The organism is Pseudoroseomonas ludipueritiae (assembly GCF_014490445.1).
GTDB classification, from domain to species: Bacteria; Pseudomonadota; Alphaproteobacteria; order Acetobacterales; family Acetobacteraceae; genus Pseudoroseomonas; species Pseudoroseomonas ludipueritiae.
Genome location: NZ_JACTUZ010000036.1, coordinates 1 through 25,693, shown reverse-complemented (window position 1 = coordinate 25,693; position 25,693 = coordinate 1). Strand labels below are relative to the sequence as shown.

Annotated in this window: 22 protein-coding genes; 5 read left to right on the top strand and 17 right to left on the bottom strand. The window is 69.5% G+C overall.

Annotated features, from left to right (window positions below; all coding sequences use genetic code 11):
• Positions 1–34 precede the first annotated feature (34 nt).
• The 11 genes from IBL25_RS10575 to IBL25_RS10525 all read right to left on the bottom strand — a co-directional run bounded on the left by IBL25_RS10575 (position 35) and on the right by IBL25_RS10525 (position 14,222).
• Complete coding sequence (locus IBL25_RS10575; RefSeq protein WP_187778515.1) at positions 35–421, bottom strand: hypothetical protein; 387 nt, start codon at positions 419–421, stop codon at positions 35–37.
• A gap of 288 nt (positions 422–709) precedes the next feature.
• Positions 710–2,362 (bottom strand): hydantoinase B/oxoprolinase family protein, encoded by a 1,653-nt coding sequence (locus tag IBL25_RS10570; protein WP_187778514.1) that lies wholly within the window; start codon positions 2,360–2,362, stop codon positions 710–712.
• The gene (locus tag IBL25_RS10565) at positions 2,359–4,443 is read right to left on the bottom strand and encodes a hydantoinase/oxoprolinase family protein (RefSeq protein ID WP_187778513.1); all 2,085 of its coding nucleotides are present in this window, start codon (positions 4,441–4,443) and stop codon (positions 2,359–2,361) included. Before IBL25_RS10565 ends, IBL25_RS10570 begins: the two co-directional genes overlap by 4 nt.
• Before the next feature lie 32 nt (positions 4,444–4,475).
• Positions 4,476–5,471, bottom strand: a complete 996-nt coding sequence (locus IBL25_RS10560; RefSeq protein WP_187778512.1) for a phosphotransferase enzyme family protein — start codon at positions 5,469–5,471, stop codon at positions 4,476–4,478.
• A 17-nt stretch (positions 5,472–5,488) separates the two neighbouring features.
• Complete coding sequence (locus tag IBL25_RS10555; RefSeq protein WP_187778511.1) at positions 5,489–6,622, bottom strand: NAD(P)/FAD-dependent oxidoreductase; 1,134 nt, start codon at positions 6,620–6,622, stop codon at positions 5,489–5,491.
• Entirely contained in the window at positions 6,619–7,989 is a 1,371-nt protein-coding gene (locus tag IBL25_RS10550) for an NAD(P)/FAD-dependent oxidoreductase (RefSeq protein WP_187778510.1), read from the bottom strand. Before IBL25_RS10550 ends, IBL25_RS10555 begins: the two co-directional genes overlap by 4 nt.
• Entirely contained in the window at positions 7,986–8,261 is a 276-nt protein-coding gene (locus IBL25_RS10545; RefSeq protein WP_187778509.1) for a (2Fe-2S)-binding protein, read from the bottom strand. The genes IBL25_RS10550 and IBL25_RS10545 overlap by 4 nt, the downstream gene beginning before the upstream one ends.
• Positions 8,258–8,947, bottom strand: a complete 690-nt coding sequence (locus tag IBL25_RS10540; protein WP_187778508.1) for an SDR family NAD(P)-dependent oxidoreductase — start codon at positions 8,945–8,947, stop codon at positions 8,258–8,260. Before IBL25_RS10540 ends, IBL25_RS10545 begins: the two co-directional genes overlap by 4 nt.
• Positions 8,940–10,460, bottom strand: a complete 1,521-nt coding sequence (locus IBL25_RS10535; protein ID WP_238940342.1) for an ABC transporter substrate-binding protein — start codon at positions 10,458–10,460, stop codon at positions 8,940–8,942. The genes IBL25_RS10540 and IBL25_RS10535 overlap by 8 nt, the downstream gene beginning before the upstream one ends.
• Positions 10,461–10,500: 40 nt before the next feature.
• Positions 10,501–12,153, bottom strand: coding sequence for a hydantoinase B/oxoprolinase family protein (locus tag IBL25_RS10530; protein WP_187778507.1), 1,653 nt, complete (start codon positions 12,151–12,153; stop codon positions 10,501–10,503).
• Positions 12,150–14,222, bottom strand: coding sequence for a hydantoinase/oxoprolinase family protein (locus IBL25_RS10525; protein WP_187778506.1), 2,073 nt, complete (start codon positions 14,220–14,222; stop codon positions 12,150–12,152). Before IBL25_RS10525 ends, IBL25_RS10530 begins: the two co-directional genes overlap by 4 nt.
• Positions 14,223–14,363: 141 nt before the next feature.
• Here IBL25_RS10525 and IBL25_RS10520 point away from each other — a divergent pair, with 141 nt between their 5' ends.
• Positions 14,364–15,185 (top strand): IclR family transcriptional regulator, encoded by an 822-nt coding sequence (locus IBL25_RS10520; RefSeq protein ID WP_187778505.1) that lies wholly within the window; start codon positions 14,364–14,366, stop codon positions 15,183–15,185.
• A 7-nt stretch (positions 15,186–15,192) separates the two neighbouring features.
• Here the strand turns inward: IBL25_RS10520 and IBL25_RS10515 are convergent, their stop codons facing one another.
• Positions 15,193–16,524, bottom strand: a complete 1,332-nt coding sequence (locus IBL25_RS10515) for a dicarboxylate/amino acid:cation symporter (protein WP_187778504.1) — start codon at positions 16,522–16,524, stop codon at positions 15,193–15,195.
• A 229-nt stretch (positions 16,525–16,753) separates the two neighbouring features.
• On the opposite strand from IBL25_RS10515, the gene IBL25_RS10510 reads away from it, so the two are divergent.
• Genes IBL25_RS10510 through IBL25_RS10495 form a run of 4 tightly spaced genes read left to right on the top strand, consistent with a single transcriptional unit; the run spans position 16,754 to position 21,489 of the window.
• Positions 16,754–18,616, top strand: a complete 1,863-nt coding sequence (locus tag IBL25_RS10510) for a sensor histidine kinase (RefSeq protein WP_187778503.1) — start codon at positions 16,754–16,756, stop codon at positions 18,614–18,616.
• Positions 18,613–19,950: a sigma-54-dependent transcriptional regulator gene (locus IBL25_RS10505; RefSeq protein WP_187778502.1), complete on the top strand. Its 1,338-nt coding sequence runs from the start codon at positions 18,613–18,615 to the stop codon at positions 19,948–19,950. Before IBL25_RS10510 ends, IBL25_RS10505 begins: the two co-directional genes overlap by 4 nt.
• Positions 19,951–19,956: 6 nt before the next feature.
• Positions 19,957–21,012, top strand: a complete 1,056-nt coding sequence (locus tag IBL25_RS10500; RefSeq protein ID WP_187778501.1) for an alanine racemase — start codon at positions 19,957–19,959, stop codon at positions 21,010–21,012.
• A gap of 15 nt (positions 21,013–21,027) precedes the next feature.
• A complete protein-coding gene (locus IBL25_RS10495; protein ID WP_187778500.1) occupies positions 21,028–21,489 on the top strand; it encodes a RidA family protein in 462 nt (153 codons plus the stop codon).
• Positions 21,490–21,523: 34 nt separating this feature from the next.
• Here the strand turns inward: IBL25_RS10495 and IBL25_RS10490 are convergent, their stop codons facing one another.
• The 5 genes from IBL25_RS10490 to IBL25_RS10470 form a co-directional block, all read right to left on the bottom strand.
• Positions 21,524–21,892 carry a DUF4440 domain-containing protein gene (locus IBL25_RS10490; protein ID WP_187778499.1) on the bottom strand — a complete coding sequence of 123 codons (369 nt, stop codon included), beginning with the start codon at positions 21,890–21,892 and terminating at the stop codon, positions 21,524–21,526.
• 62 nt (positions 21,893–21,954) lie between these two features.
• Complete coding sequence (locus IBL25_RS10485) at positions 21,955–22,827, bottom strand: lysophospholipid acyltransferase family protein (protein ID WP_187778498.1); 873 nt, start codon at positions 22,825–22,827, stop codon at positions 21,955–21,957.
• Complete coding sequence (locus IBL25_RS10480) at positions 22,820–24,223, bottom strand: cytochrome P450 (RefSeq protein ID WP_238940341.1); 1,404 nt, start codon at positions 24,221–24,223, stop codon at positions 22,820–22,822. Before IBL25_RS10480 ends, IBL25_RS10485 begins: the two co-directional genes overlap by 8 nt.
• Positions 24,224–24,323: 100 nt before the next feature.
• Positions 24,324–25,391, bottom strand: a complete 1,068-nt coding sequence (locus tag IBL25_RS10475) for a toxic anion resistance protein (protein WP_187778497.1) — start codon at positions 25,389–25,391, stop codon at positions 24,324–24,326.
• On the bottom strand, positions 25,388–25,693 hold a 306-nt coding region (locus tag IBL25_RS10470), incomplete at its 5' end, for a hypothetical protein (protein ID WP_202986750.1). The genes IBL25_RS10470 and IBL25_RS10475, both read right to left, overlap by 4 nt.

Genomic DNA, 25,693 nt, shown 5'->3' with positions numbered 1-25,693 from the left:
AAGGCGGGGCATTACCTGCCCCGCCCTCGCCCGCTCAGCGCGCCGGGGTCGTGGCCGGCGCCGACGTCATGCCGCCGACCTTGTCGATCAGCGCGGAAGCGGCGTTCACGCAGTTCTGCATCGGCTCATCCTCGGCGCAGCGAATGCGGATACGCATGTCGCCGTTCTGGAAGTTGAAGGACGCGGCCTTGGACGGCGGCGGCGGCGGGCCGAAGCGGTGCGGACCAGGGCCGTGCATCATGCCGGGGCCACCCGGGCCGCGCATGCCATGGCGATGCATGCCAGGACCACCCGGAGGCGGCGGAGGCGCGGCTTCCGTGGTCTGCGGCGCGGCAGCGGGTGGCTGCGGCGCCTGGGCCATGGCGACGCTGGTGGCGCCCATCAGAGCCAGACCAGCGCCGAGCATCAGGATCTTCTTCATCTCTCATCCTTCCCGTTGTTCTGCCAACCGACGCCGAAGCATCGTGCTGACGACCACCAAGTCGTAGCGGGAGATAAATGCGCCGTCTCGGAAGAAGTTGTTATCAATTGTTTCGCGAAACGGCCTACGATGTTTCAGAAGAAAACCCACGCTGCTTGAGCTGTTCTTTTTTCAACAATCATTTCGCCATGAAGTCGCCGCAGACTACATGAGGCCAGCCGCGAAAGCGATAACGGCCAGCGCAATCCGCTGGCCGCCAGATGACGCCGGGAGCCCTCGGCTCGTGCCTCACTCTGCCGCAACGCCATGCCGTGCCGCCGTCTCGGCCGAGATCAGGCCATTGCCGAGGTCGGCGGCCACCTTGGCAGGGTCGCGCGCCGCCGGGTCGCCGAGCCCGCCGCCGCCGGGAGTGAACACCACCAGGCGCTCACCCGGCGGAATCACCTGCAGGCCCTTGCCGCGCAGCACCTGCCCCGAGGACAGGCCAACATAACCCGCAGCGCCATCCCCACCGCCATCCCGCCCACGCGGCGGGTATTGGATGCGGTCGAAGGCCGCCAGCAGCTCGAAGGGCGCAGCGTCACGGTTCTCGATTTCCATGATCTGGCCGAGGCCGCCGCGCTGCCGCCCCGCCCCGCCGGAATCCGGGCGGAATTCCTTGCGCCAGAACATCAGCGGCGACTGGATTTCAGCGATCTCCACCGGCGTTCCATGCACGCCGGAGGGATAAGCGGTGGCCGAGAGTCCGTCCTGCCGCGGCCGCGCCCCTGTGCCGCCATTGGTGGTGATGGCCAGGGCATAGCCGTGGTTCGGCCCTTCCATCTTCGGCCGCACGCCGCGCACGATGATGTTCCAGATGCAGGAGGTGCCTTCCGCCGGCACCCGGTCCGGAATGGCCTGCCGCAGGCAGCCGAAGACCATGTCCGGCAGCATCTGCCCGATGATGTGGCGGATGGAGACCGGCGCCGGCTTCTGCGCGTTCAGGATGCAGCCCGGCGGCGCCGAAACGGTCAGCGGCGCCAGGGAGCCCGCATTGTTCGGGATATGCGCCGCCACAACGCAGCCCAGGCCGAAGCAGGTATAGGCGGTGGTATAGGCGATAGGCACGTTGATGCCGCGCTTCACCGCGTCCGAGGTGCCGGTGAAATCGACATGGATGCCGGTGTCGGAAATGGTCAGCGCCGCTTCCAGCGTCAGTGGGTGGTCATAGCCATCGACCATCATCGAATACCGCCAGGTGCCCTTGGGCAGCTTCGCGATCTCCGCCAGCACCGCCTCGCGGGAGCGGGCGATGATGTGCTCCGCCAGCGGCTCCAGCGTGTCGATGCCGAATTCGTCCATCATGGCCGAAAGGGCGCGCACGCCAACATCGTTGCACGCGGCCAGGGAATAGGTATCGCCTTCCGTATCCACCGGCAGCCGCGTATTGGCGCGGATGATGGCCATCAGCGTCTCATTGACCTTCCCTTGGTCAATGAGCTTCAGCATGGGGATATAGAGCCCCTCCATGAAGACATCGCTGGCTTCAGGGCCGTTGCCGAGGCCGCCGATATCCATCAGGTGGCTGGTGCAGGAAAACAGCCCCACCAGCTTGCCCTTGTGGAAGGCGGGCGTGGTGATGACGAAGTCATTCAGGTGCCCCGTGCCCATCCACGGGTCGTTGGTGATATAGGCGTCGCCTTCGCGCATGCTCTCGATGGGGAAGTGGCGGATGAAGTGCTTCACCGCCTCGGCCATGGAATTGATGTGGCCGGGCGTGCCGGTGACGGCCTGGGCCAGCATCCGCCCCTTCAGGTCGAAGACACCGGCCGAGATATCCTCGCATTCCCGCACGATAGGGCTGAAGGCGGTGCGGATCAGCACCTGCGCCTGCTCGCCCACCACGGCGATCAGGCGGTTCCACATGATCTGGAGGTCGATCAGGCCGGGTTGCGTGCTCATGCCGCCTTCCTTTCCATCACGATGCAGCCGGCGCCGTCGATATGGGCGTCGAAGCTGGCGGAAACATAGGTGGTGGTTTCGTCCTCCGCGATCACCACGGGGCCGGGCACCACCGCGCCGGGGGGCATGGCTTCCCGCCGGTAGACCGGCACCTCGACATGCTTCTCGCTGCGGCCATCGAAGATCCGGCGCAGGCCGGATGGGCTGGGCGCCTCAGCCGCACGTACCGGCGCCATGGCTTCCGGCTGCTTCGCCTCGGTGGAGACCAGCACGGACCAGTTCAGCACCTCGATGGCCGCCGCCGGGATGATGCGGGCGAACTGCGCGGCGTATTCGGCCTCGAAGATCCGGCGCAGCTCCGGCACATCCGCCGCTGTCAGGTCGCGGTTGGGCAGCAGCACCGTGATCTCGTGGCCCTGGCCGACGTAGCGCATGAAGGCCATCCGCCGCTCGAACAAGGGCGCGCCGCGCGCGCCGGGCTCCACCAACGCGCGGGCGGCGGTGGCCATCTCCGCGAACAGCGCCGAGACGCCGGCGCCATCGAAGCTCTCATCCACCCGCGCGTGGCGGGAACGGACAATTTCATAAGCCACCGGCGCCGCCAGGAAGCCCACCGCCGAGCCGACGCCGGCATTGGGCGGCACCAGCACGCGGCTGACCCCCACCTTCTCCGCCACCCGCGCCGCATGCAGCGGCGCGGCGCCGCCAAAGGCGATCATGGTGTGCTGGCCGATCACGGCTCCACGCTCCGCCGCATGCACGCGGGCGGCGCTGGCCATGTTCTCGCAGACCATCTCATAGACCGCATAAGCCGACATCTCGGCGGAAAGCCCCAGCTTGGCGCCGATGTCGCGGGCCAGCGCCGCGCGCGAAAGGTCGTCGCGCAACGTCATGCTGCCGCCCGCGAAGCCCTGTGGCTCGATCAACCCCATGGCCACGTCGGCATCGGTCACCGCCGGCCGTTCCCCGCCCAGCCCATAGCAGGCCGGGCCCGGCACGGAGGACGCGCTCTCCGGCCCCACCGTCACGCGCTGCATGGCATCCACCTGCGCGATGGAGCCGCCGCCCGCGCCGATCTCCACCATCTCGATCACGGGGATACGCAGCGGCAGGCCGGAGCCTTTCAGGAAGCGGGCGGAGCGGTCCACCTCGAAGAAACGGGAAGTCGCGGGCTGGCCTTTCTCGATCAGGCAGACCTTGGCCGTGGTGCCGCCCATGTCGAAGGACAGCACCTTCTGCTCATTCGCCCGCAGCGCCACCTGCGCCGCGAAGATGGCGCCGCCCGCCGGGCCGGATTCCACCAGCCGCACCGGAAACTTCTGGGCCGTCTCCAGTGATGTCAGCCCACCGCCCGAGGTCACCAGATAGGTGGCGCCGCGATACTGCCGCGCCTGCAGCGCATCCCGCATGCGGCCGAGATAGCCTTCCATCAGCGGCTGCACATAGGCATTGGCGACGGCGGTGGAGGTGCGCTCGTATTCCCGGATCTCCGGGCAGACCTCATGCGCCATGGTGATGGAAAGGCCCGGCAGCAGCGCCTTCAACACCGCCGCCGCGCGCTGCTCATGCGCCGGGTTGGCATAGGCATGCAGGAAGGCGAAAGCCACGGCCTGCACGCCCGCCTTCTCGAATTCCGGCGCCAGAGCGGCGACGGCAGCCTCGTCCAGCGGCAGGCGGACCTGGCCCTCGGCATCCACGCGTTCCGGCACTGTGAAGCGCAGGGCGCGCGGCACCAGAGGCACCGGCTTTTCCAGCGTCAGATCGTACTGGTCGTAACGGCTCTCGGTGCCGATCTCCAGCACGTCGCGGAAGCCCTGCGTCGCCACCAGCGCCGTGCGGGCGCCGCGCCGCTCGATGATGGCATTCGTGGCCAGCGTGGTGCCGTGCACGAAGACATCGATGTCGGAGAAATGCAGCCCCGCATCCTCCAGCACCAGGGAGACGCCTTCCAGCACGCCTTCCTCCGGTGCCGCCGGGGTGGTCAGCACCTTGCGCGTTCGCCGCCGCCCTCCGGCTTCCAGCACAACATCGGTGAAGGTGCCGCCGATATCGGCGGCGAGGCGGACAGGCGTGGGGTTCAAGGCGAAAGCTCCATGACACCGGCAGAAGGAGCTTAGCCGGAAGCGAGGCCCATGCCAGCCTGCCGCGCCAGGAAGTCCCGCCCCAGCGCCACCGTGCCGGCGGTATAGCCGGCGCCCAGGGCCTGGGCCGTGGGCGTCTCGGCATGGGAAGCGAGCCAGGCCGTCAGCAACATGCGCCGCAGCATGACGAAGGCTGGCAGCAGCGCCACATCGGCTTCCGCCAGCGGCGCCACTTCCCGATAGCCGGCGACCCAGGCCCGCATCAGCGCCGGCACCACCGGCTCATGCTCCATGAAGCTGACGGCGGCGGCGAAGTCGTAAAGATGCCAGCAGAAGCCGCAATCGTCGAAGTCGATGACGCCGAGGCGCGCGCCATCGGCCAGCAGATTGGTCAGGCGCAGGTCGGCATGCACCAGGCCGAAGCGGTCCGGCGTATCGCCGTATCCCGCCAGGATGATGCGCAGCGCCGCTTCCACACGTTCCAGCAGAGCCGCGCCTTCGGCTTCCAGCCCGATGCCGGCGCGCCAGTCGCCCCAATGCCCCGCCGCACCCAACATGGTATCGGCATCCCAGCGTTTGCGGATGAAGCCGGGCGGCGGTGCCCAGCCGCGCGCATGAGCATGGAGGCGCGCGCTGATGCCGCCCAATTGCCGGAAGCGGCGCGGAAGATCCTGCGCCGGTTCCTCCCCCGTCATATGCGTGAAGGCGACGGCATGGCGCGTCCCGGTACCGTCGGGCAGCGCCTGCAGCAGTGTGCCATCGGCGGCCGCTACCGGCGCCGGCGTTTCCACCACCCTCGCCTGCCGCAGCGCCGCGATCCAGGCCAGCTCGGATTCCATCTCCGCCGGCTGGTGATAGCCCTGGCGATAAACGCGCAGCACCAGCCGCCCGGCACGACCCTCCGCCAGAAAGGTGGCGTTCTCGGAGACATTGAGCAGCGAGAGGTGCGTGCCCGCGGGCAGGCCCCAACGCGGCAGGGCGGCGAGCAGCAGGCGGTGCAGGTGGTCCAGGAAGGGCGCGTGGTACATGGCGCCCGCCGGATAGCCTATGCCGCGGCCTCCGCGAAGCGGGTGATGCGGAAGGACTCCAGCGGGATATCCGTACGCCCGTCCAGCACCAGCTCCGTCATGATGGCGCCGATCGCCGGCCCAAGCTGGAAGCCGTGGCCGGAGAAGCCGAAGGCATGGAACAGCCCCGGCGTGGTGCTGCTGGGGCCGATGACCGGGATCTTGTCCGGCATGCTGCCGTCGATGCCGGTCCAGGAGCGGATGATCTGCACCCCCTCCAGCGCCGGCACCAGCGCGATGGCCAGCCGGGCGCCTTCCATCGTCACTTCCGGCAAGGGGCGGGACCAGGGCACCTGCCCGGGCTGGCCGGGGTCGTTCTCCCCATGCCCCGCGCCGATGATGACATTGCCGCGCGGGATCTGCCGCAGATAAACATTGCCGCCCACCACGCCGAGGTTGGGCTCGATGAAATAATCCAGCGGCTCCGTCACCATCATGTTGGGGCTGAGCGGCTTCACCGGAACCGGCTCCCCGAAGGCCTCGGCAATGCGCCCGCCCCAGAAGCCGGCCATGTTCAGCAGCACTGGGGCGGTGAACTCGCGCCCATCCACCGTGCGCAGCCGGAACAGCGTGCCGTCATGGGCGTAGTCCAGCACCTCCGTCCGCTCCAGCACCGTGGTGCCGGCATCCCGCGCGGCGCGGGCCAGGGCCGGTGCCATCAGGCGCGGATTGGCCGAGCCATCCTCCGGCGCAAAGGACCCCGCCACCACCTGCGGTCCCAGCCAGGGGTATTCGACATGGATGGCGTTGCGCCCCACCATCCGCAGCGGCAGCCCATGCTGCTTCGCCACGTCCAGATAGGCGGTCAGGTCGGCTTCCTCGGCATCGTTGCGGGCCAGCTTCAGGTGGCCGGTGACGGTGAATTCCGCATCCGTCCCCACCAGTTCCTTCATCCGCCCCCAAAGCTCGCGGGAGCGGCGGGCGATGGGCAGCTCCGCCGGGTTGCGCCCCTGCTGCCGCACGCCGCCGTAATTGACGCCGGAAGCCTGCCCACCCACCAGCCCGCGCTCCAGCAGCGCCACGCGGGTGCCGCGCTTGGCCAGGTGCAGCGCGGCCGAGCAGCCGGCGCCGCCGCCGCCCACCACCAGAACATCGAAGCGGGTGTCATTCATGGCGTCGTCACCAGCGGCGGGGGCGTCAGGGGGATGGGCTTCACCGGCGCCTGCCCACGCAACCGCCCGACCTCCGCCACGCCGCAGCCCAGGCACGCGGCCAGAATCTCAGCCGCCGCGGCACCGCAGACGCGGCCCTGGCAACGGCCCATGCCGGCGCGGCTGATGGCCTTGGCGCGGTTCACCTCCGGCGCCGGGATCTGCGGCCCGGCAGTGGTGGCGCGCAACTCGCCAACGGTCAGGTTCTCGCAACGGCAGAAGACGGCATCATCCGGCAAGGCGGCGGCCAGGTGCGCGGGAAAGGGAAAGGCCTTTTCGAGCGCCGCGCGGAAGCGGGCCAGCTTTTCCAGCTTGCGGTCCAGGGCAGTGGTCTCGGCCTTGTGCCCGGCATCCTGCAACAATGCCAAGGCGGCGCGGGCACCAGCCAGCTCCGCCACCTCGGCGCCGCCGATGCCGCTGCCGTCGCCCGCGAGGTAGATGCCCTTCACAGGCGCGCGCCCGGCGGCATCGCGGCGCGGCACCCAGTTGTGCTGCAAGCTGTCGAAATCGAAGGGCACACCGGCGAGATCGGCAAGCTGCGCTTCCGGCTTCAGGCCCCAGCCGATGCCCACGGCGTCGCAGCCGGCATGGTGTTCCACGCCTTTGGCATCGCGCCAGCGGATGCCGGAAACGCTGCCCTCTCCCTCGATCGCCAGCGGCGTCACGCCTTCCGCGATGCATACGCCACGCGCGCGCAGCCAGCCGACATAATAGAGGCCCTTGGCGAAGGTCGCCGGCCCGCGCAGCATGCCCGGCGCGGCGCCCGCCTTGGTGGCGAGAGGGGTGGTATCCAGCACCGCCGCCACCTGCGCTCCCGCCTTGGCATATTGGTAGGCCACCAGCCAGAGCAGCGGCCCGCTGCCCAGAAAAGCCACGTGCCGCCCGATGCCGCAGCCCTGGGACTTCAGCGCGATCTGCGCACCGCCCATAGTGGTCACGCCCGGCAGGGTCCAACCCTTCACCGGCACCACGCGGTCCATTGCTCCGGTGCAGAGAATGGCTGCGTCGTATTCCACCACGCCCTGCCGCCCGGCACTGAGCGTGTGGAGTTGCTGCCTGCCAGGATGGATATTCCAGACCAGCGTTTCCGGCCGCCAATCCGCCCTGGCTTTGGCGGCATCCAGCGCCGCGTGCAGCGCCGTGGCACGGGCGGCCTCGAAGCCATAGAGCGTGCGGGCGTCGCGCCGCATGCCGGCGGGCGGGCGCTGGTAGATGCGGCCGCCGCCATCCATCGCCTCGTCGATCCAGACCGGGCGGATGCCGGCAGCCAGAAGCGCCTCCACCGCCCGCACGCCGGCAGGGCCGGCGCCCACCACCGCGACCTTCATCCGCGCCGCACCTTCATTCCGTCCCTGGCCAGGGTGGCGCAGGCGCGCACCCGGCCCAGCCCTTCCACCGAAACCCAACAATCCTGGCAGGCCCCCATCAGGCAGAAGCCGGCCCGCCCACCGTCCCCGAATTCACTTTCCCGCAGATGCCCGGCGCCACCGGCCAGCAGGGCGGTCAGCAGCGTGTCGCCTTCCATCGCGGCGATGGCGCGCCCGTCCAGCTCCAGATGCAGCGGCGGGCGGTCGGTATCCCGCAGGCGCGCCAGCCTCACAGAGTGTCCTCGTGCCGGCAGTTCACCAGCAGCTCGGCCACCGAGGCGGTATTGGGCAGCCGCAGCAGCGTTTCCGCCAGCAGCGCCAGATCCTCGGGGCGCGACATCTGCTCGCGCGGCCATTTGGTGACATGCGCCGTCATGTCCGTATCCACGAAGCCGGGGCAGAGCGCGGTGGCGCGGATGCCATGCTCCCAGCCCAGCCGGCGCACTTCCTGCGTCAGCGCCATCACGGCGAACTTGCTCATCGCATAACCCAGGTTGTCGTTGCGCACCCGCTTGCCGGAAAGCGAGGCGATGTTGATCACCCGCCCCTCCCCGCCCGCCACCAGATGCGGCCAGGCGGCGCGGATCACCTGGATCGGCCCCATGGCGTTGACGGTCCAGAGGTCCTGGAAGGCGCCGTCCGGCCCTTCCAGCAGCGTGGCGCGCGGGTTGATGCCGGCGGCATTCACCAGCGCATCCACGCGCCCGAAGCGGGCCACTGTGCCTTCCACCCAGCCAGCGGCGCTGCCTTGCCGATTGGCGTCGTAGGCGAAGCCCGCCGTCCCCTCCGGTGCACGGGCGGTATCCCGCACCCCGGCGCTGACCTGGCAGCCCGCCGCCAGCAGCCGTTCCGCCACCGCCCGCCCGATGCCGCGCGCGGCACCGGACACCATCACCACCTTGCCGCTGAGGTCACGCAAGGGAGGTGGTCTCGAAGGTCAGGCCGGAATAGAAGGTCAGCGCGCCCGGCAGGTTCTTGAAGCCGGTGACGCCCTTCTTCATCGCATAGCCCTGGCTCCGCCAGGTGAGGCCGACGATCGGCGCCTCCTCAATGGCGATGCCTTCCATTTCCTTGTAGATCGCGCGGCGCTTGGCCTCGTCGAATTCGGCGCGGCCAGCGGCCAGCAGTTCCGTGATGCGCTCCGTCTTCAGGCCGTAGGACCGCACATAGGAAGGCGAAAGGCTGCCATCGATGAAGTTGGCGATGCCATCGGGATCGTTGCTATCCGCCGCCGTGCCCATCATCGCGAAGTCGTACTGGCCCCGGTTGCCGATGGCCACGCGTGTCGCCCAATCCGGCAGGTTGAGCTGCACCTTCATGCCGATGGCGGCCAACTGGCTCTGCACCACTTCGGCCGTGTCCTTGTGCATGCCGTACTGGGCCGTAGAGAGCATGGTCACCGGGGAATTCAACGCTCCGGATTCCGTCAGCAGCTTCTTCGCCAGATCCGGGTCGTACTTCCAGGCGTTCTTGTATTCCGGGTTGTAGTAGGCGCTGGATTCCGCGATGGGCAACTGAAACAGGCCGGAGCCACGGCCAAAGAAGGCCGCCTTCACCACATCCTCCCGCCGGATGGCATGCGCCACGCCCTTGCGCGCGCGCGGGTCGTTGAAGGGCGCCTTGGCGCCGTTGAAGACCAGGAACATGAAGGCGCCATCCACCGCATCCAGGCTCAGCGCCGGGTTGGCGGTGATGGCATCCATGGCCTGCCAGGGCACGTATTCGATCAGGTCCAGGTCGCCGGACTGCAAGGCGGAGACCCGCAGGTTCTCATCCTGATAGGCGACGACGCGGATACCCTTCAGCCTCGGCAGGCCAGGCTTGTAGAAATTCGGATTGGCCTCGAAATCCAGGGAGGTACCACGCTCCTGCCCCTTCAGGATGAAGGGCCCCGCCCCCACCGGCTCCCGCCGGTCGGAGGAGCGGTAGATGATCGGCAAGTGGTAGCTGGCCATCATATTGGGAAGCGTCACCACCGGCACCTTGGTGACGATGCGCACCGTGCGGTCGTCCGGTGTCTCGACCGCTTCCACCTTCTGCATCTCGTTGCGGAAGAAGGCGGTGGACTTGGCATCGGCGACCTGTTCGATGGTCCATCTCACATCGGCGGAGGTGACCTTCTCGCCGTTCTGGAACTTCGCGTCCCGCATCTTGAAGACCCAGGCTTTGTCGCCGTCCCGCGCCCAGCTTTCCGCCAACTCCCCGCGCAACGAACCGTCATCGGCATAGGAGGTGAGGCCGCGATACATCAGCAGCTTCATGGTCGCCGCCGCCGTGCCGCTATTGGCCCATGGCTGGATGGAGGGCGGGAAGGAGGAAAGGCCGAAGGTCAGCACCCCCGGCGCCGCCGCGCGCGCGCCCGGGATACGCAGGAAGGGCAGCGCCGCGGCACCGGCGAGCATGGAGCGGCGGGACAGAGTCACGGGAGGCATGGGCTTGGTCTCCTTGGCTCAGGGTTCGGGGGCTCAGGGTTCAGGCTTTGAAGCCGTAGGCATCCTTTGCATGGGCGGCGCTGATCACACCCTCGGCCACGTCGCGCGCCACCGCCTCGGCTGGGCGCTGTGACGGGGGGCCATAGGCGCCGGCGCCGGGGCTGACGATGGCGAACCACTGCCCCGCCTTCAGCGCGGCGGTGCTGCCGTTGAAGGTGACGCCCGGGCCGCATTCCACCGCGCCTTTGCTGCCCGCACCGCCACCTTGCAGGCCCCAGGAACGCGAGCGCAGCCGGCCGATATCGACGCGCACCAGGCAATCCTCATCCGCACGATACACCCGGCGCAGGCCCATGCCGCCACGGAACCGGCCGGTGCCGCCGGAATCCTGCACCAGCTCGTAACGCAGCAGGGTCAGCGGGTACTCGATCTCCAGCGCCTCGACCGGCAGGTTGGAGGTATTGGTGGTGTGCACATGCACGCCATCCAGCCCGTCCTTGTTGTGGCGGGCGCCGTTGCCGCCGCCCATGGTCTCCAGATAGACCCAGAGCGCGCCATCCTCCTTCCGCTGGCCGATGAAGCTGGCCACGGTGCAGATGGAGTTGGAGCAGGCCGTCACCCGCTCCGGCGCCGCCTGGGAGATGGCGCCGAGGATGAGGTCCGACACCCGCTGGCAGGCCGCGAGGCGCCCGTTCACCGCCGCCGGATGCTCGCAGTTCAGGATGCTGCCCTTGCGCGCCGTGACGGTCAGCGGCCGCGCCAGCCCGGCATTAGGCAGGATGGTCGGGTCCACTACGGATTTCACGATGTAATAGACCGTCGCCAGCAGCGCCGTGTAGGTCATGTTGATGCCGGCGCGGCGCTGGTCGGGCGCGTCGAAATCCAGCGACATGCTGTCGCCCCGGATCGTCACCTTGACGGCGAAGGGCATGGAATCCGGGATGTCGATGGGGTCGAAGACATCCTTGAAGGTCCAGGCGCCATCGGGCAGCGCGGCGATGCCGGCGCGCATCTTGCGCTCGGCATAGTTCAGCAGCTCGGCCGCAGCCCCCAGCACCGTCTCGACGCCATACTTGGCGCAAAGCGCCTGGAAGCGCTGCACGCCGACGCGGTTGGCCGCCATCTGCGCCCGCAGGTCCGACAGACGCTCATGCGGCACCTGGCAGTTCAGCAGGATCAGGCTCTGCACATCCTCCTGCAGCACGCCCTCGCGGTAGAGCCGCACGGGCGGGATGCGCAGCCCTTCCTGATAGATATGCGCGTGGCCACGGTCCGCGAAGTCCGAATGGTGCGCCAGGTTCACCGTCCAGGCGACGATGCGGTGCGCGAAAAAGATCGGCTCCGCCAGCACGATGTCCGGCAGGTGGGTGCCGCCGCCCTCATAGGCATCGTTGCCGACGAAGACATCGCCCGGGCGCATATCCTCCACCCGGTGCTTCCGCATGATCTGCGGGATGATGCCGATGAAGGAGCCGAGATGGATCGGGATATGCTCGGCCTGGCAGAGCGTCTCCCCCGCCGCGTTGAACAGCGCGGTGGAACAGTCCCGCCGTTCCTTGATGTTGGTGGAATAGGAAGCGCGGATCAGCGCCTCCCCCGTCTCCTCGACGATGGAGGAGAGCGCGGCGCCGATCACCTCGACGGTGATGGGGTCCAGCGCGGCGGGCTTGGCCTCGGCGATGGCGTGGCTCATGCCGCGGCCTCCAGGATCAGGTTGAGATAGGGATCGACGCGCGCGGTCATGCCCGGCGGCACCACGGTGGTGGTGTCCATCTGCTCGACGATGGCGGGGCCGGTGAAGCGGTTGCCGGGCTTCAGCTCATCACGGCTGTAGATCGGGGTCGCGACGAAATCCTGTGCCTCTGGGAACCAGACCGGGCGCTCCCCAATGCGGGCGCCGCTGGCATCGGGCCCGGCATCCGGGTAGCGCGTCAGGGTGGCCTTCCGCACCAGGCCGGTGGCCTCCAGCCGCAGCGTGACGATCTGCACCGGCTCGCCCTCGGCGATGAAGCCGTAGCGCTGGCGGTGCAACTCGGCGAAGCCGGCGGCCAGGGCTTCCAGCGTCGCCTGCGTCACCGGGCCTTCCGGCAGCGTCACGGCCAGTTCGTAATTCTGCCCCTTGTAGCGCATGTCGGCGGTGCGGGTGAGCACGCGGTTGGCGGGGGCGGTCCCCTCATGCTCGAACCACTCCTCGGCGCGGGCCGTCAGGGTCGCGAAGCCCTCGGCCACATCGCCGATCGAAGCAGGCTTCAGCGGCAGCAGCTTGGTGGCGGCGAAATCGGCGCGCAGGTCAGTCAGCAGCAGGCCCATGGCGCAGAGGATGCCGGGATTGCGCGGCACCAGCACGCGCTTCATGTCCAGTTCCTTGGCCAGCCGCGCCGCATGTAGCGGGCCGCCACCGCCGAAGGCCATCAGCGTGAAGTCGCGCGGGTCATGGCCGCGCTGCACGGAAATGACGCGGATGGCGCGGGCCATGTTGGCCGTGACGACGGAGAGAATACCCTGCGCCGTTTCCATCAGCCCCAGGCCAAGCTGGTCCGCCACGCGCTGGATGGCGGCCCTGGACAAATCCTGCCGGATGGCCATCCGCCCACCCAGCAGATGCGTCGGATTCAGCGTTTGCAGCACCACATTGGCATCGGTGGTGGCGGGCTCGGTATTGCCCTGGTCGTAGCAAACGGGGCCCGGGAAGGCGCCGCAGGAGCGCGGCCCCACCTTCAGCAGCCCGCCCGCATCAACATAGGCGATGGAGCCGCCCCCGGCGCCCACCGTATGGATATCCAGCATCGGCGCCTTGATCGGGTAGCCATGCACCACCGCCTCGCTGGTCAGGCGGCACTGGCCGCCTTGCAGCAGCGCCACATCGGTGGAGGTGCCGCCCATGTCGAAGGTGATCAGGTCCTCGTAGCCCGCCAGCTTGCCGATAGCCTGTGCGCCCACCACGCCGGTGGAAGGGCCGGAGAGCACCGTCCGCACCGGCAGCCCCGCCGCCGCCGCGAAGCTGATGACGCCGCCATTGCTTTGCGTCAGGTGCGGCGCCGCCGTCATGCCCAGGCTTTCCAGGCGCGGCGTCAGCTTCTCGATGTAGCTGCGCATCACCGGGCCGAGGTAGGCGTTCAGCACCACGGTGGAGAGCCGCTCGAATTCCCGGAACTCGGGCGCGGTCTCATGGCCGGCGCTGATGAAGGCTTCGGGCATCTCCTCGCGCAGGATCTCCACCGCCCGCGCCTCGTGCTCCGGCCGGATGAAGCCATAGAGGAAGGAAACGGCCACCGCCTTCACCCCCGCCTCGCGCAGCGCCACGGCGGCGGCGCGCATCCGCGTCTCGTCCAGCGGCAGGTCGATGCTGCCGTCATGCCGCACCCGCTCCGGCACTTCCTGCCGCAGGTCGCGGGAGACCAGCACGGGCGGCTTGTCCGCCTGCATGTCGTAAAGGTCCGGGCGCTTCTGGCGGCCGATCTCCAGCAGGTCGCGGAAGCCGTCCGTGGTCACCAGCCCGGTCTTCACGCCCCGGTGCTGGATCAGCGCATTGGTGGCGACGGTGGTGCCATGGCCGAAATAGGTGACCGGCGCGGCGGGCTTGTCACCGGCCTCGGGGGCCACGCGGCGCATGCCTTCCTCGACGCCCTGGGCAATGCCGCGGGAGGGGTCGTCCGGGGTGGAGGAGACCTTCCAGACTTCGACGCGGCCATTCTCCTCGTCGAAGAGGCAGACATCGGTGAAGGTCCCGCCCGAATCCACGCCTACCCGCCAACGCGCCATGCAAGCCTCCTCGCCGCAGAATGCCCTCAGGTCGATGCAACCCCTTCATTCTGAATGCCGCAAGAAGAATTCCGCTCCTTGACATCGGGAGCGTCAAAATTTCACTATTCGGAACAGATGTGGTTCGCTAAGCGGAACACGATGATCGAACCCGTCTCCGACCAAGCCGGCAGCCTGCCCCGCGCCCTGCGCCTTTTGCGCCTGCTCGGCTCTGGCGACCCGCAAGGCCAGCGCCTGGCGGAACTGGCGGATGCCGCGGCCCTGCCCCGCCCCACCGTGCACCGCATCCTGCGCCTGCTGGTGGCCGAGGGCTTCGTGGAGCACGACGCCACCCGGCGCCGCTACCGCCTGGGCCTCTCCTTCTTCCTGCTCGCCGCCCGCTCCGGGCAGGCGGTGGGGCTGCGCGACATCGCCCGTCCCGCCTTGCTCCGGCTGACAGCGGCATTGGGGGAGACGGTGTTCCTGCTGGTGCGCAATGGCTTCGATGCCGTCTGCATCGACCGCAGCGCCGGGCCGCTGCCGATCCTGACCTTTACCGGCGATATCGGCGGCCGGGTGCCGCTGGGCGTCGGCCAGGGCTCCAGCGCCATCCTGGCCTTCATGCCGCCAGCGGAGCAGGACGAGGTGATCCGCCACAACCTGCCGCGCATCGAGGAATTCGGCGGCCTGGACGAAGGCGGGCTGCGGGCGGAGCTGGCGAGCGTGCGGCGGCAGGGCTACTGCGCCGCCTTCGGCATCCTGCCAGGCATGGCGGGCCTGGGCGTGCCGGTACTGGATGCGGATGGCCGGGCGGCGGCGGCGCTCTCCATCGGCACCACCACGGACCGGATGGGCGAGGAGCGCCGCGCCACCGTCGCGGCCGCGCTCATAAAAGAGGCGGACGCCATCGGCGCCCGCCTCAATCCTTTCGACCCCGCCCTGCGGCGGGCCGGCGCGGCCATGGAAGCCGCGCCGGGTCGCTGAACTTAACTTACTCGGCCGCGACGATGGCGGCGCCGGAGGGGTCCGGCAGAGGATTGCCGGCCATGGCGGCATCCAGGCGGGCGCGGTCCAGCTCGCCTTCCCAGCGCGCAACCACCACGGTCGCCACGGCATTGCCGACCAGGTTGGTCAGCGCGCGGCACTCGGACATGAAGCGGTCGATGCCCAGGATCAGCGCCATGCCCGCGACGGGCACGGAAGGCACCACGGACAGCGTGGCCGCCAGGGTGATGAAGCCCGCGCCTGTGATGCCGGCGGCACCCTTGGAGGAGAGCATCGCCACCAGCAGCAGCAGGACCTGGTCCCCGATGCTCAGCTGGATGTCGGTGGCCTGCGCGATGAACAGCGCCGCCAGCGTCATGTAGATATTGGTGCCGTCCAGGTTGAAGCTGTAGCCGGTGGGGATGACGAGGCCGACCACGGACTTCTTGCAGCCCGCGCGCTCCATCTTCTCCATCAGCGTCGGCAGCGCGGCCTCGGAGGAGGAGGTGCCGAGCACCAGCAGCAGCTCTTCCTTGATGTAGCGGACCAGCGCCAGGATGCTGAAGCCGTTGTAGCGCGCCACCGCGCCCAGTACGACCAGCACGAAGAGCAGCGAGGTGACGTAGAAGGTGCCGACCAGGAAGGCGAGGTTGGCGACCGAGGAAATGCCATAGCGGCCGATGGTGAAGGCCATGGCGCCGAAGGCACCGACGGGAGCGGCCTTCATGAGGATGCCGACCAGCGTGAAGACCGGCGCCGTCACCGTCTGGAAGAAGTCCAGCACCGGCTTGCCGCGCTCGCCCACCAGGGCCAGCGAGATGCCGAAGAGCACCGCGAAGAACAGCACCTGCAGGATGTCGCCGGTGACAAAGGGGCTGACGATCGTGGTGGGGATGATGTTCATGAGGAAACCGGTGATGGTCTGCTCATGCGCCTGGTTGGCGTAGCCCTGCACCGCCTTGGCATCCAGCGTGGCCGGGTTGATGTGCAGCCCGTAGCCCGGCTGCAGCAGGTTGCCGACGATCAGGCCGACGATCAGCGCCAGGGTGGAGAAGCACAGGAAGTAGATCATCGCCTTGCCGGCGACGCGGCCCACCTTCTGCAGGTCGCTCATGCCGGCGATGCCGGTGGTGACCGTCAGGAAGATGACGGGGGCGATGATCATCTTCACCAGCTTGATGAAGGCATCACCCAGCGGCTTCATCGCCGTGCCTTCTTCCGGCCAGAAATGGCCCAGGGCGATGCCGAGCGCGATGGCGACCAGCACCTGGAAATACAGGTGCTGCCACAGCCTCTTCTTCACGGGCCCAGCCGGTGCGGTGGGGGCGAAACTCGCCATCGGCATTCCTTCCAGTCCAGCCCGGCGCGGCGGGCCAATATTGTCCAAACTGGCGCCGGGGGCTGAACTGCCCGGTTTGGCGGCCATGAACGCCCCTTTGGCAAGCAGCATGCCAGCCGGTTAGGCGACTGAAAACACGCAACATATAACTGATACATGTTTCGTGCCCCGTTGATTTGTGCGGAAATCCGCCCTCCCGTTTTCCGGTATGTGTGGTACTCCGCACAGCATGCCGTTTGATATTTCACCCCGTTCCCCGCGACGGCTGCGCGCCGACCGGCGGGCGGCGGTCTGGCTGGCCCTGGCGCTGGTGGGGGGACTGGCGGCGAGCCTGCTGGCCTGGGCGGCCGGCCAGGGCGCGAGGCGCGAAGCCTGGGAAGCCTTGCAGGCCCAGGCCACCACCACCGCCACCCTCAACGCCGCCCTGCTACGCAGCGAGCTGGAGAAGCAGCGCTCCCTGCCCTTCGTGCTGGCGGAAGACCCGGACCTGCGCGCCGCCCTCGCCACCCCGGCCGCGACGCGGCTCGAAGCCCTGAACCGCAAGCTGGAGCGGCTGCGGGATGGCACCGGGGCGGATGTCATTTACCTGATCGACACGAACGGGATGACGCTGGCCGCTAGCAACTGGCGGGAAGAAGGCAGCTTCGTCGGCAATGACTACCGCTTCCGCCAGTATTTCCAGGACGGGATGCGGCTGGGCGCGGGGGAGCAATTCGCCCTGGGCACCGTCAGCCAGCGGCCGGGGCTTTATATCTCCCGCCGCCTCGGCAGCGCGCAGGCGCCGATGGGCGTGGTGGTGGTCAAGGTCGGGTTCGAGGCGGTGGAGGATACCTGGCGGAACCCGGAACAGCCCATCTATGTCACGGACCGCCGCGGCATCGTGCTGCTGACCAACCGGCCCCGCTGGCGCTTCCAGACCGACCACCCCCTGCCCCAACAGGACCTGGCGGCCATCCGCGACAGCCTGCAATTCGGCACCGCGCCTTTGGCGCCGCTGCCGCTGCGCCCTAATCCCCTGGGCTTCGACGCCGGCGCCGTGCTGCTGGACGAGGTGCCGGACGCCGCCAGGGCCAGGCTTCCCGCCGCCCAGGCCACCGCCCTGCTGCACGCCGCGGTCGCGGTGCCCAGCTCCGACTGGCAGCTGCATCTGCTGGTGCCCAGCGAGGCGCTGCTTGCCACCGAAGAGGCGCAGCGGCGCGATGCCGTGCTTGGCATCACGCTGGTGCTGATGAGCATCGCCGCCTTTCTGTTGCAGCGCGCCGGCCGCGCCCGCCGCCGCAGCGCCCAGGAACAGGCCGAGCGGCAGGAGCTGGAGGAGCGCGTCGCCGCCCGCACCGCCGAGCTGACCAGCGAGATCGCGGAGCGCGAGCGCGCCGAGGCCCGGCTGCAGGATGCGCGGGAGACGCTGCGGCAGGCCAACCGCCTGGCCACGCTGGGCCAGGTGGCCGCCGGCGTGGCGCATGAGATCAACCAGCCGCTGGCCGCCATCCGCTCCTACGCGGGCAATGCCGGCACCTTCCTGCAGCGCGGTGAGACGGAGCGGGCGCGCGGCAACCTGGAGACCATCGCCCGGCTCTGCGAGCGCGTCGGCGGCATCACGGATGAACTTCGCGCCTTTGCCCGCAAGGGCACGCCGCCTGTCGGCCCCGTCGGGGTCAAGGCGGCGGCGGAAGGCGCCGCCATGCTGCTGCGCGCGCGGCTGGAACACCAGGGCGTGCCCCTGCTGCGCGACCTTCCGGCGGAGGAGGTCTGGGTCAACGGCCGGCAGGTGCGGCTGGAGCAGGTGCTGGTCAACCTGATCCAGAACGCGCTGGACGCGCTGGAAGGACAGGCCGGCGCCGAGATCCGCCTGGGTGTGACCGCCGGCGGCGGCGGCGTGCGCATCACCGTGGCCGACAATGGCCCCGGCATCCCACCCGAGATCATGGGCGCGCTCTTCATGCCCTTCTCCACCTCCAAGCCGCAGGGGCTGGGGCTGGGGCTGGTGATCTGCAACGACATCGTCACTGAGGCCGGCGGCCGCATCGAGGTTGTCAGCCGCCCCGGGGCCGGCACCACTTTCACCATCATCCTGCCCGAGGTGCAGCCATGAGCCTGACCCGTGTCGCCTTCGTGGATGACGACGCCGTGCTGCGCGACGCCAATGCCCAGACGCTGGAGCTGGCCGGGCTGGACCCTCTGCCCCTGGCCTCCGCCACGGAGGCCCTGGCCCGGGTGGACGCAGGCTTCGAGGGCGTGGTGGTCAGCGACGTGCGCATGGCCGGCATGGACGGGTTGGCGCTGTTCCGCCGGCTACGGGAACTGGACGCGGACCTGCCGGTGATCCTGATCACCGGCCACGGCGACATCCCCATGGCCGTCTCGGCGATGCGGGAGGGCGTCTACGACTTCATCCCCAAGCCCTATGCGCCGGAGGCCCTGGTGGCCAGCGTCCACCGCGCGCTGGAAAAACGCCGGCTGGTGCTGGAGAATCGCCGGCTGCGCGAGGCCGCCGGAGCCGAGGATGACGGGCTGCTGCTGGGCGAGACCGCGGCCATGCAGCGCCTGCGCCGCACCCTGCGCCACATCGCCGATGCCGATGTGGACGTGCTGGTGGTGGGCGAGACCGGCTCGGGCAAGGAGGTCGTCTCCTCCGCCCTGCACCGCTGGAGCCGCCGCGCCAGCCGCCCGCTGGTGGCGCTGAACTGCGGCGCGCTGCCGGAGACGGTGATCGAGAGCGAATTGTTCGGCCACGAGGCCGGCGCCTTCACCGGCGCGCAGAAGAAGCGCGTCGGCCGCATCGAGCATGCCAGCGGCGGCACGCTGTTCCTGGACGAGATCGAGAGCATGCCGCTCTCCCTCCAGGTGAAGCTGCTGCGGGTGCTGGAGACGCGGGAGGTGGCGCCGCTCGGCACCAATGAGGTGCGGGCGCTGGACCTGCGCGTGGTGGCCGCCAGCAAGATCGACCTGGGCGAGGCCGCCGCGCGGGGCGAGTTCCGGGAAGATCTGTTCTACCGCCTGAATGTCGTCACCGTGCGCATCCCGCCGCTGCGGGAACGGCGCGGCGACATCCCGCTGCTCTTCGCGCATTTCCTGAGCCGTGCCGCCACCCGCTTCCGCCGCCCGGCGCCGCAGATGACGGCGGCGGTGGAGCGCCACCTGCTGAGTCACGACTGGCCCGGCAATGTGCGCGAACTCTCCCATTTCGCGGAACGCTTCGCCCTGGGCCTGGAAGCGGTGGAGGATGCCGCCCCGGCCGAGAACGGCGCCGGCACCCTGCCCGAGCGCGTGGAGCGCTTCGAGGCCATGCTGATCCGCCAGGCGCTGGAGAACAACGCCGGCGATGTGCGGGCCACGCTGGCCACCCTCGGCATTCCGCGCAAGACCTTCTATGACAAGCTGGCGCGGCACGGCATCGACCGTGCCCAATTCGTGCGGCAGGAGTGAACGGCCTTGGATATTGCTTCCCTGGAAACGCCGGTGCCCGTGGTCGATCTCGGCATCGCCGAGGCGAATATGGCGCGGATGCAGGCTTATGCCGATGCGCATGGCCTGGCGCTGCGGCCGCATATCAAGACGCATAAGCTGCCCGGCCTCGCCCGCCGGCAGGTGGAGCTGGGCGCCAGGGGCATCACCTGCCAGAAGCTGGGTGAGGCCGAGGTCATGGCCGATGGCGGACTGGACGACATTTTCATCAGCTACCCCCTGATCGGTGAGGCCAAGGCGGAACGCCTCGCCGCCCTCGCCGCGCGGGTGAAGATGCGCGTCGCGGTGGACAGCCCCGCCGCGCTGGCCACCGCCATCCGCGCCGCGCGGCATGGCCATACCATCGGCGTGGTGGTGGAATTCGACAGCGGCGCCAAGCGCACCGGCGTCACCTCCGTCGATGCCGCGCTGGAACTGGCGCGCGCCATCAAGGCCCAGCCCGGCCTGCGCTTCGACGGGCTGATGACCTATCCCACCACCGCCGCCACCGCCGCCTTCCTCGCCGAGGCCCTGCCCCGCCTGAGCGCGGAAGGGCTGGAGGCCAAGGTGCTCTCCGGCGGCGGCAGCCCGCAGGCGGCGAAGACGCATGAGCTGGCGCCGGTCAACGAGCTGCGCGTCGGCACCTATATCTACAACGACCGCATGATGGTGGCCGCCGGCGCCGCCACCTGGGAAGACTGCGCGCTGACGCTGCATGTCACCGTCATCAGCCGGCCAGAGCCCGACCGCGCCATCATCGACGCGGGCACGAAAAGCTTCGCCGCCGACATCATGCCCGCCGGCATCCAGGAGGGCTACGGCTACATCATGGGCTACCCGGAGGCGCGCATCGACCGCCTCAGCGAGGAACACGGCATGGTGGACCTTTCCGCCAGTTCCCGCCGCCCGGAAGTGGGCGAGCGGCTGCGCGTGGTGCCCAACCATGTCTGCCCTGTTTCCAACCTGCATGACCGCGTCGCGGTCATTCGTGACGGTGCCTTCCAGGGCTTCGTCGAGGTCGCCGCGCGCGGCCGCACCCTTTGAAGGAAAACCGCTACCATGGATAACGCTGAATCCCGCCTGGCCGCGCTGGGCCACACGCTGCCGGTGCTGGGCAAGCCGCTGTTCGCCTATGTGCCCTTCAAGCGCGCGGGCGATGTCGCCTATATCTCCGGCCAGGTGCCGCGCCATGCCGATGGCTCACTGACCACTGGCAAGGTCGGCGATGCGCTGACGGTGGAGGAGGCGCAGAAGGCCGCCGAGCTTTGCGCGCTGCATATCCTCTCCGTCGCCAAGGCCGCCGCCGGCAGCCTGGAGAAGGTGGAGTTCCTGAAGATCTTCGGCATGGTCAATGCCACGCCCGATTTCGGGCAGCAGCCGCAGGTGATCGATGCCTGCTCCAAGCTGCTCTTCGAGGCGCTGGGCGAGCGCGGCCGCCACGCCCGCTCCGCCGTCGGCATGGGCTCGCTGCCCTCCAACGTGCCGGTGGAAATCGAGGCGGTGATCCGCATCCTCGACTGACGGCGGCGGGGGCGCGCCTGGCGCCCCCCCCAAGTCACGCCTTCGGGTGGGCCATCAGCCGTGGTGTCTGCTGGTGCTGCACCACCCGCCACTCCTCATGCGCCAGGCGGCGGTAGACCGAGGTGCAATGCGCCTCATAGGGCTGCACCCCTTCCCGCTCCGCCCGCGCATGGTAGGCGATGACGATCAGCCCCTCCTGCGGCCGCTTCACCTGCCGGTCGGAAAGCTCGACATTGGACCAGCGCGGGGTGTCGGACACCGCCTCGATCGACTGCTGCCCGCTCATCACAAAGGGCGGCTGGGGCAGCACCATCAGGCACTCGTCGTCGATCGAGGCCCTGTAGTGTTCCGCATCCGCGGTCCACAGGCTTTCCTCGAAGCTCCAGATACGTTCGTCGTCCATGGCCCTGCCCTGCTGCTGCAACAGGCGGTACAACGCGCGGTGGGGTGGATCGTTCTCGCCCGTCAACGGTCCGGGCGGAAAGCGTAGAGCATCAGCCACTGCTCCAGGTGGCGGCGCACCACGGGCTCGATCACCGCCTCGATGGCGGCCTGATCGGCCTCGGCGTCGCCGGTGACGGGGATGGGCGGCAGGAAATGGCCGGTGAAGCGCGCAGTCTCCCCGTCCCGCAGCATATAGGCGGGCACCAGCGGCACCCCGGCCCGTGCCGCCAGCCGCGCCGCCATGGCGATATTGCCGCCGCGTGCTGGCGGGCGCCCGAAGGCTGGCGCATTGACCCGCCCGCCTTTGAACTCGTCCACGAAAAGGCCGATCATGGTGTCGCCACGCGCCAGCACGCGCAGCGCCTCCCGCATCGCCATGGCATTGCCCAGGATGGCGTCGTTATCCAGGGAGCGCCGCACCCGCTTGGCGATGGCGAGCTGCGTCTGGTTCACCGGTGGCTGATAGATGCTGCGCACCCGCATCCCAACGCCACGAATGGCGCCCATCCCGGCTTCCCAGTTGCCCAGGTGCAGCAGGGCCAGCACGGCATTGGGGGCGGTGATATTCTCCCGCCCCACTACCGTGATGCGGCCTTCGTCCCACATGCGGTGCAGGCAGGAGAATTCGGCGAAGGTGCGGCCGATGTTGCGCAGGTTCAGCAGCGCCAGTTCCCGCCGCGCCGCCTCATCCAGCTCCGGGCGCAGATAGGCCAGGGCGCGCATCGAGCGCTCCACCTTGCTGCGCAGGCGGAAATGGCTGCCCAGCGCCGCGAGCCGCCCCCCCAGCGCCGAGACCGCCGGGGTCGGCAGCAGCCGCATGCCTTCGTGCAGCCCGATATCCTTCACATGGTCCAGGCGCCGCACCAGCCGGTCCAGCGCGCGTTCCTCAGCCATGCGGACGGCGCTCCAGCAGCATGGGCAGGCTGTCCCCGGGGCGCAGCGTCAGGCGGCAGACGGGATAGACCTCCGCCCCCGGCGCCAGCTTCGGCGCGAAGCGGGCGGCCAGCGTGGCGAGGCAGAGCACCGCCTCCGTCAGCCCGAAGGCGGCGCCGGTGCAGACGCGCGGCCCGATGGCGAAGGGAATCCAGACATAGCGTGGCTTGGTGGCGGCCTCACCGCCGGGCAGGAAGCGCTCGGGCCGGAAGGCATCCGGCTCCTGCCAGAACTTGGCATGGCGGTGCAGCAGCCAGGGCACCACGATCACCAGCGAGCCCTTGGGCACCCGCCTCCCGGCCAGCTCACCCTCCGTCACCGCTTCCCGCGCCAGCAGCGGCACGGGCGGGTAGAGGCGCAGCGTTTCCTCCACCACGGCGCGGGTGAAGGGCAGACGCGGCAGGTCGGCGAAGGTGGCGGGGCGGCCTAGTGCCGCGGCCTCCCGCCCCACCCGCGCGGCAGCGTGGGGGCACTGGCTCAGCAGGTACCAGGCCCAGGCCAGGGTATTGGCCGTGGTCTCGTGCCCCGCCATGAAGAGCACGGCGGCCTCGTTGCGGAAGGCCTCGCGGTCCATGCGCTGGCCGGTGGTGGGGTTCACGCCCTCGGCCATGGAGCGGATGAGGCTGGCCTCGCCGCTGGGCGCGGAAAGCACGCTGTCGATCAGCCCATCCAGCACCGCGGCGATGCGCCGGCTGGCGCGGCGGGCGCGCGGCGGCTGCCAGCGCGGCATCCAGTCCGGCAGGCCCAGCAGGGAGATCAGGTCCGTCTGCCCCACCGCCCGCTGGTATTCCGCGAAGGCGCTGACCACGCTGGCCGCCGCCTGCCCGCCCAACTGCCGGCCGAAAATGGTGCGGCAGATGATCTCGGCGGTCAGGTGGCCCATCTCGGCCAGCATGTCGATCGGCTGCGCCGGGTCCCGCGCGGCCCAGGCTTCCGCGCGCTCGGCGGCGGCCTCGGTGATGGGGGGGCAGAGTTCCGCCAGGCGCGAGACATGCGTGACCGGCGCCACCACCCGCCGCCGCTCCTTCCAGAGCGGCCCATCGCTGATGAAGAGCCCGTCGCCCAGCAGCGGCTTCAGCGCATGCCGCATCTGCGGCGACTTGCGCTCATAGGTCGCGGCATGTTCCAGGAAGGCTTCCTGCACCGTGGCCGGGCTGTTGCAGATGAAGACATCGCGCAGCAGCACCCGGCGGTGCAGGAATTCACGCTCGAAGGCCGCGCGGGGCCAGATATCCAGAAAGGAGCGCCGCAGCAGCCGCAGCAGCTCCGGCACCCGCGGCATCCGGCTGTGTCGAGGCGGATAAGGCGGGATGAAGGGCGGCGCGTCGCGGTGAAGTTCTGCGGCGGCGGCAGACATGAGTGGGCGGCCCTCCCTCCGGGCCAGCACCAGTCATTCAGCCCGTTACGGGCAAGTTACGCTAAACGTAATAGTTTGACGAGCCCGCCCCGCTCCCGCTTCAACCGCCGCGCAGCCGCGCATCCCGCGTTTCGGTCAGCGCCTTGCGGATCTGCTGCTCCGCGATCGCCAGTTCCTTGGTGGCATTCTGGCGCGCGGCGCGGCCCTCGGCGGCGATGCGGAGCGTATCCTCCAGCGTCGCCACCAGCGCGGAATTGGCCTGCTTCACGGCATCCAGGTCAAACACCCCGCGCTCCAGCTCCGTGCGGGCCTCGGCATTGGCGGCGCGCAGAGTCTCGGCATTGGCGGTCAGCAGCTTGTTGGTCAGGTCCGTGGCGCTGCGCACGGCGGCGCCAGCCTCCCGCATCCGCTGGATGGCCAGGGCCTGCGCCAACTGGGTGCGCCAGAGCGGCACGGTATTGGCCAGCACCGAATGGATCTTGGCGGCCAGCGCCTTGTCATTCTCCTGGATCAGCCGCAGCGCGGGCAGCGACTGCATCGCCACCTGCCGCGTCAGGCGCAGGTCGTGCACGCGGCGGTCCAGCTCGTCCCGCGCGCCGCGCAGGTCGGCCAGCCGCTGCGCCGCCAGGGTGCCGGGCGCCGATTCAGCCTCGCGCAGCGCGGCGGGGATCACCTCGTTGTCGGTGCGGGCCAGCACCGTCTCGCCGGCGGCGATATGCTCGGCCAGGGCATGGAACCAGTCCAGCGTGGCGAGGTAGAGCCGCTCCAGCCGCTCCACATCCTCCAGCAGGTGGGTGCGGTGGCCGTCCAGCTTGTCGCCGATGGCCTCGATCTGCCCGCGCACCGTCTCATAGCGGTGCATGATGGTGGTCACCTGCTTCTGCCCACGGCCCAGCAGGCGGCCCACCAGCCCCGGCTTCTCCGAGAGCTTGGTCACGTCGAAGCCGCGCAGCGTGTCCAGCAGGCCGGAGAGCGCCTCCCCCGCCTCGCCCGTCGCCGGGTTGCGGGCGGCGCCCAGCATGGCATCGGCGGCGGCGGCGGCACGGTTCTGCGCCTCGGCACCGAAGCGCAGGATGGTGCCGGGATCGGCCAGGTCGATGCTGCCCGCCAGTTCCTGCACGCGGGCCGGCGCCGGGGCGGCGGTGTCCTTGGTCAATTCGTCACTCACGCGAAACCCTCCTGCCGCAGCCGCTCGGACAGCACCTTGATCTGGATATCCAGCGCCTCGCTTTCCGCCGCCCGCAGGCGGCTGCGCAGCATGGCGCTGCCCTCGGCCATCTCGGCCACCAGCGCATCCAGCGCCGCCGGCGGCTCGGCGCCCGCCCGCAGGCGGGCCACGATGCGTTCCAGCCCATCGAGCTGGATGTTCAGGAAGCGCCGGGCCTCGGGCAGCGCGCCGGGCTGGCGCTCCATCTCGGCCAGCAGTTCCTGCAGGCCCGCCACCGCCGGGCGCAGCCGCTCCGGGCCGGC

Excerpts from the sequence above, each read along its gene's own strand:
- IBL25_RS10560 (WP_187778512.1), bottom strand. The coding sequence starts at position 5,471 with ATGTACCACGCGCCCTTCCTGGACCACCTGCACCGCCTGCTGCTCGCC.
- IBL25_RS10530 (WP_187778507.1), bottom strand. The coding sequence starts at position 12,153 with ATGAGCCACGCCATCGCCGAGGCCAAGCCCGCCGCGCTGGACCCCATC.
- IBL25_RS10495 (WP_187778500.1), top strand. The coding sequence starts at position 21,028 with ATGGATAACGCTGAATCCCGCCTGGCCGCGCTGGGCCACACGCTGCCG.
- IBL25_RS10555 (WP_187778511.1), bottom strand. The coding sequence starts at position 6,622 with ATGAATGACACCCGCTTCGATGTTCTGGTGGTGGGCGGCGGCGGCGCC.
- IBL25_RS10485 (WP_187778498.1), bottom strand. The coding sequence starts at position 22,827 with ATGGCTGAGGAACGCGCGCTGGACCGGCTGGTGCGGCGCCTGGACCAT.
- IBL25_RS10505 (WP_187778502.1), top strand. The coding sequence starts at position 18,613 with ATGAGCCTGACCCGTGTCGCCTTCGTGGATGACGACGCCGTGCTGCGC.
- IBL25_RS10520 (WP_187778505.1), top strand. The coding sequence starts at position 14,364 with ATGATCGAACCCGTCTCCGACCAAGCCGGCAGCCTGCCCCGCGCCCTG.
- IBL25_RS10515 (WP_187778504.1), bottom strand. The coding sequence starts at position 16,524 with ATGGCGAGTTTCGCCCCCACCGCACCGGCTGGGCCCGTGAAGAAGAGG.
- IBL25_RS10490 (WP_187778499.1), bottom strand. The coding sequence starts at position 21,892 with ATGGACGACGAACGTATCTGGAGCTTCGAGGAAAGCCTGTGGACCGCG.
- IBL25_RS10575 (WP_187778515.1), bottom strand. The coding sequence starts at position 421 with ATGAAGAAGATCCTGATGCTCGGCGCTGGTCTGGCTCTGATGGGCGCC.
- IBL25_RS10570 (WP_187778514.1), bottom strand. The coding sequence starts at position 2,362 with ATGAGCACGCAACCCGGCCTGATCGACCTCCAGATCATGTGGAACCGC.
- IBL25_RS10480 (WP_238940341.1), bottom strand. The coding sequence starts at position 24,223 with ATGTCTGCCGCCGCCGCAGAACTTCACCGCGACGCGCCGCCCTTCATC.
- IBL25_RS10510 (WP_187778503.1), top strand. The coding sequence starts at position 16,754 with ATGCCGTTTGATATTTCACCCCGTTCCCCGCGACGGCTGCGCGCCGAC.
- IBL25_RS10535 (WP_238940342.1), bottom strand. The coding sequence starts at position 10,460 with ATGCCTCCCGTGACTCTGTCCCGCCGCTCCATGCTCGCCGGTGCCGCG.
- IBL25_RS10550 (WP_187778510.1), bottom strand. The coding sequence starts at position 7,989 with ATGAAGGTCGCGGTGGTGGGCGCCGGCCCTGCCGGCGTGCGGGCGGTG.
- IBL25_RS10525 (WP_187778506.1), bottom strand. The coding sequence starts at position 14,222 with ATGGCGCGTTGGCGGGTAGGCGTGGATTCGGGCGGGACCTTCACCGAT.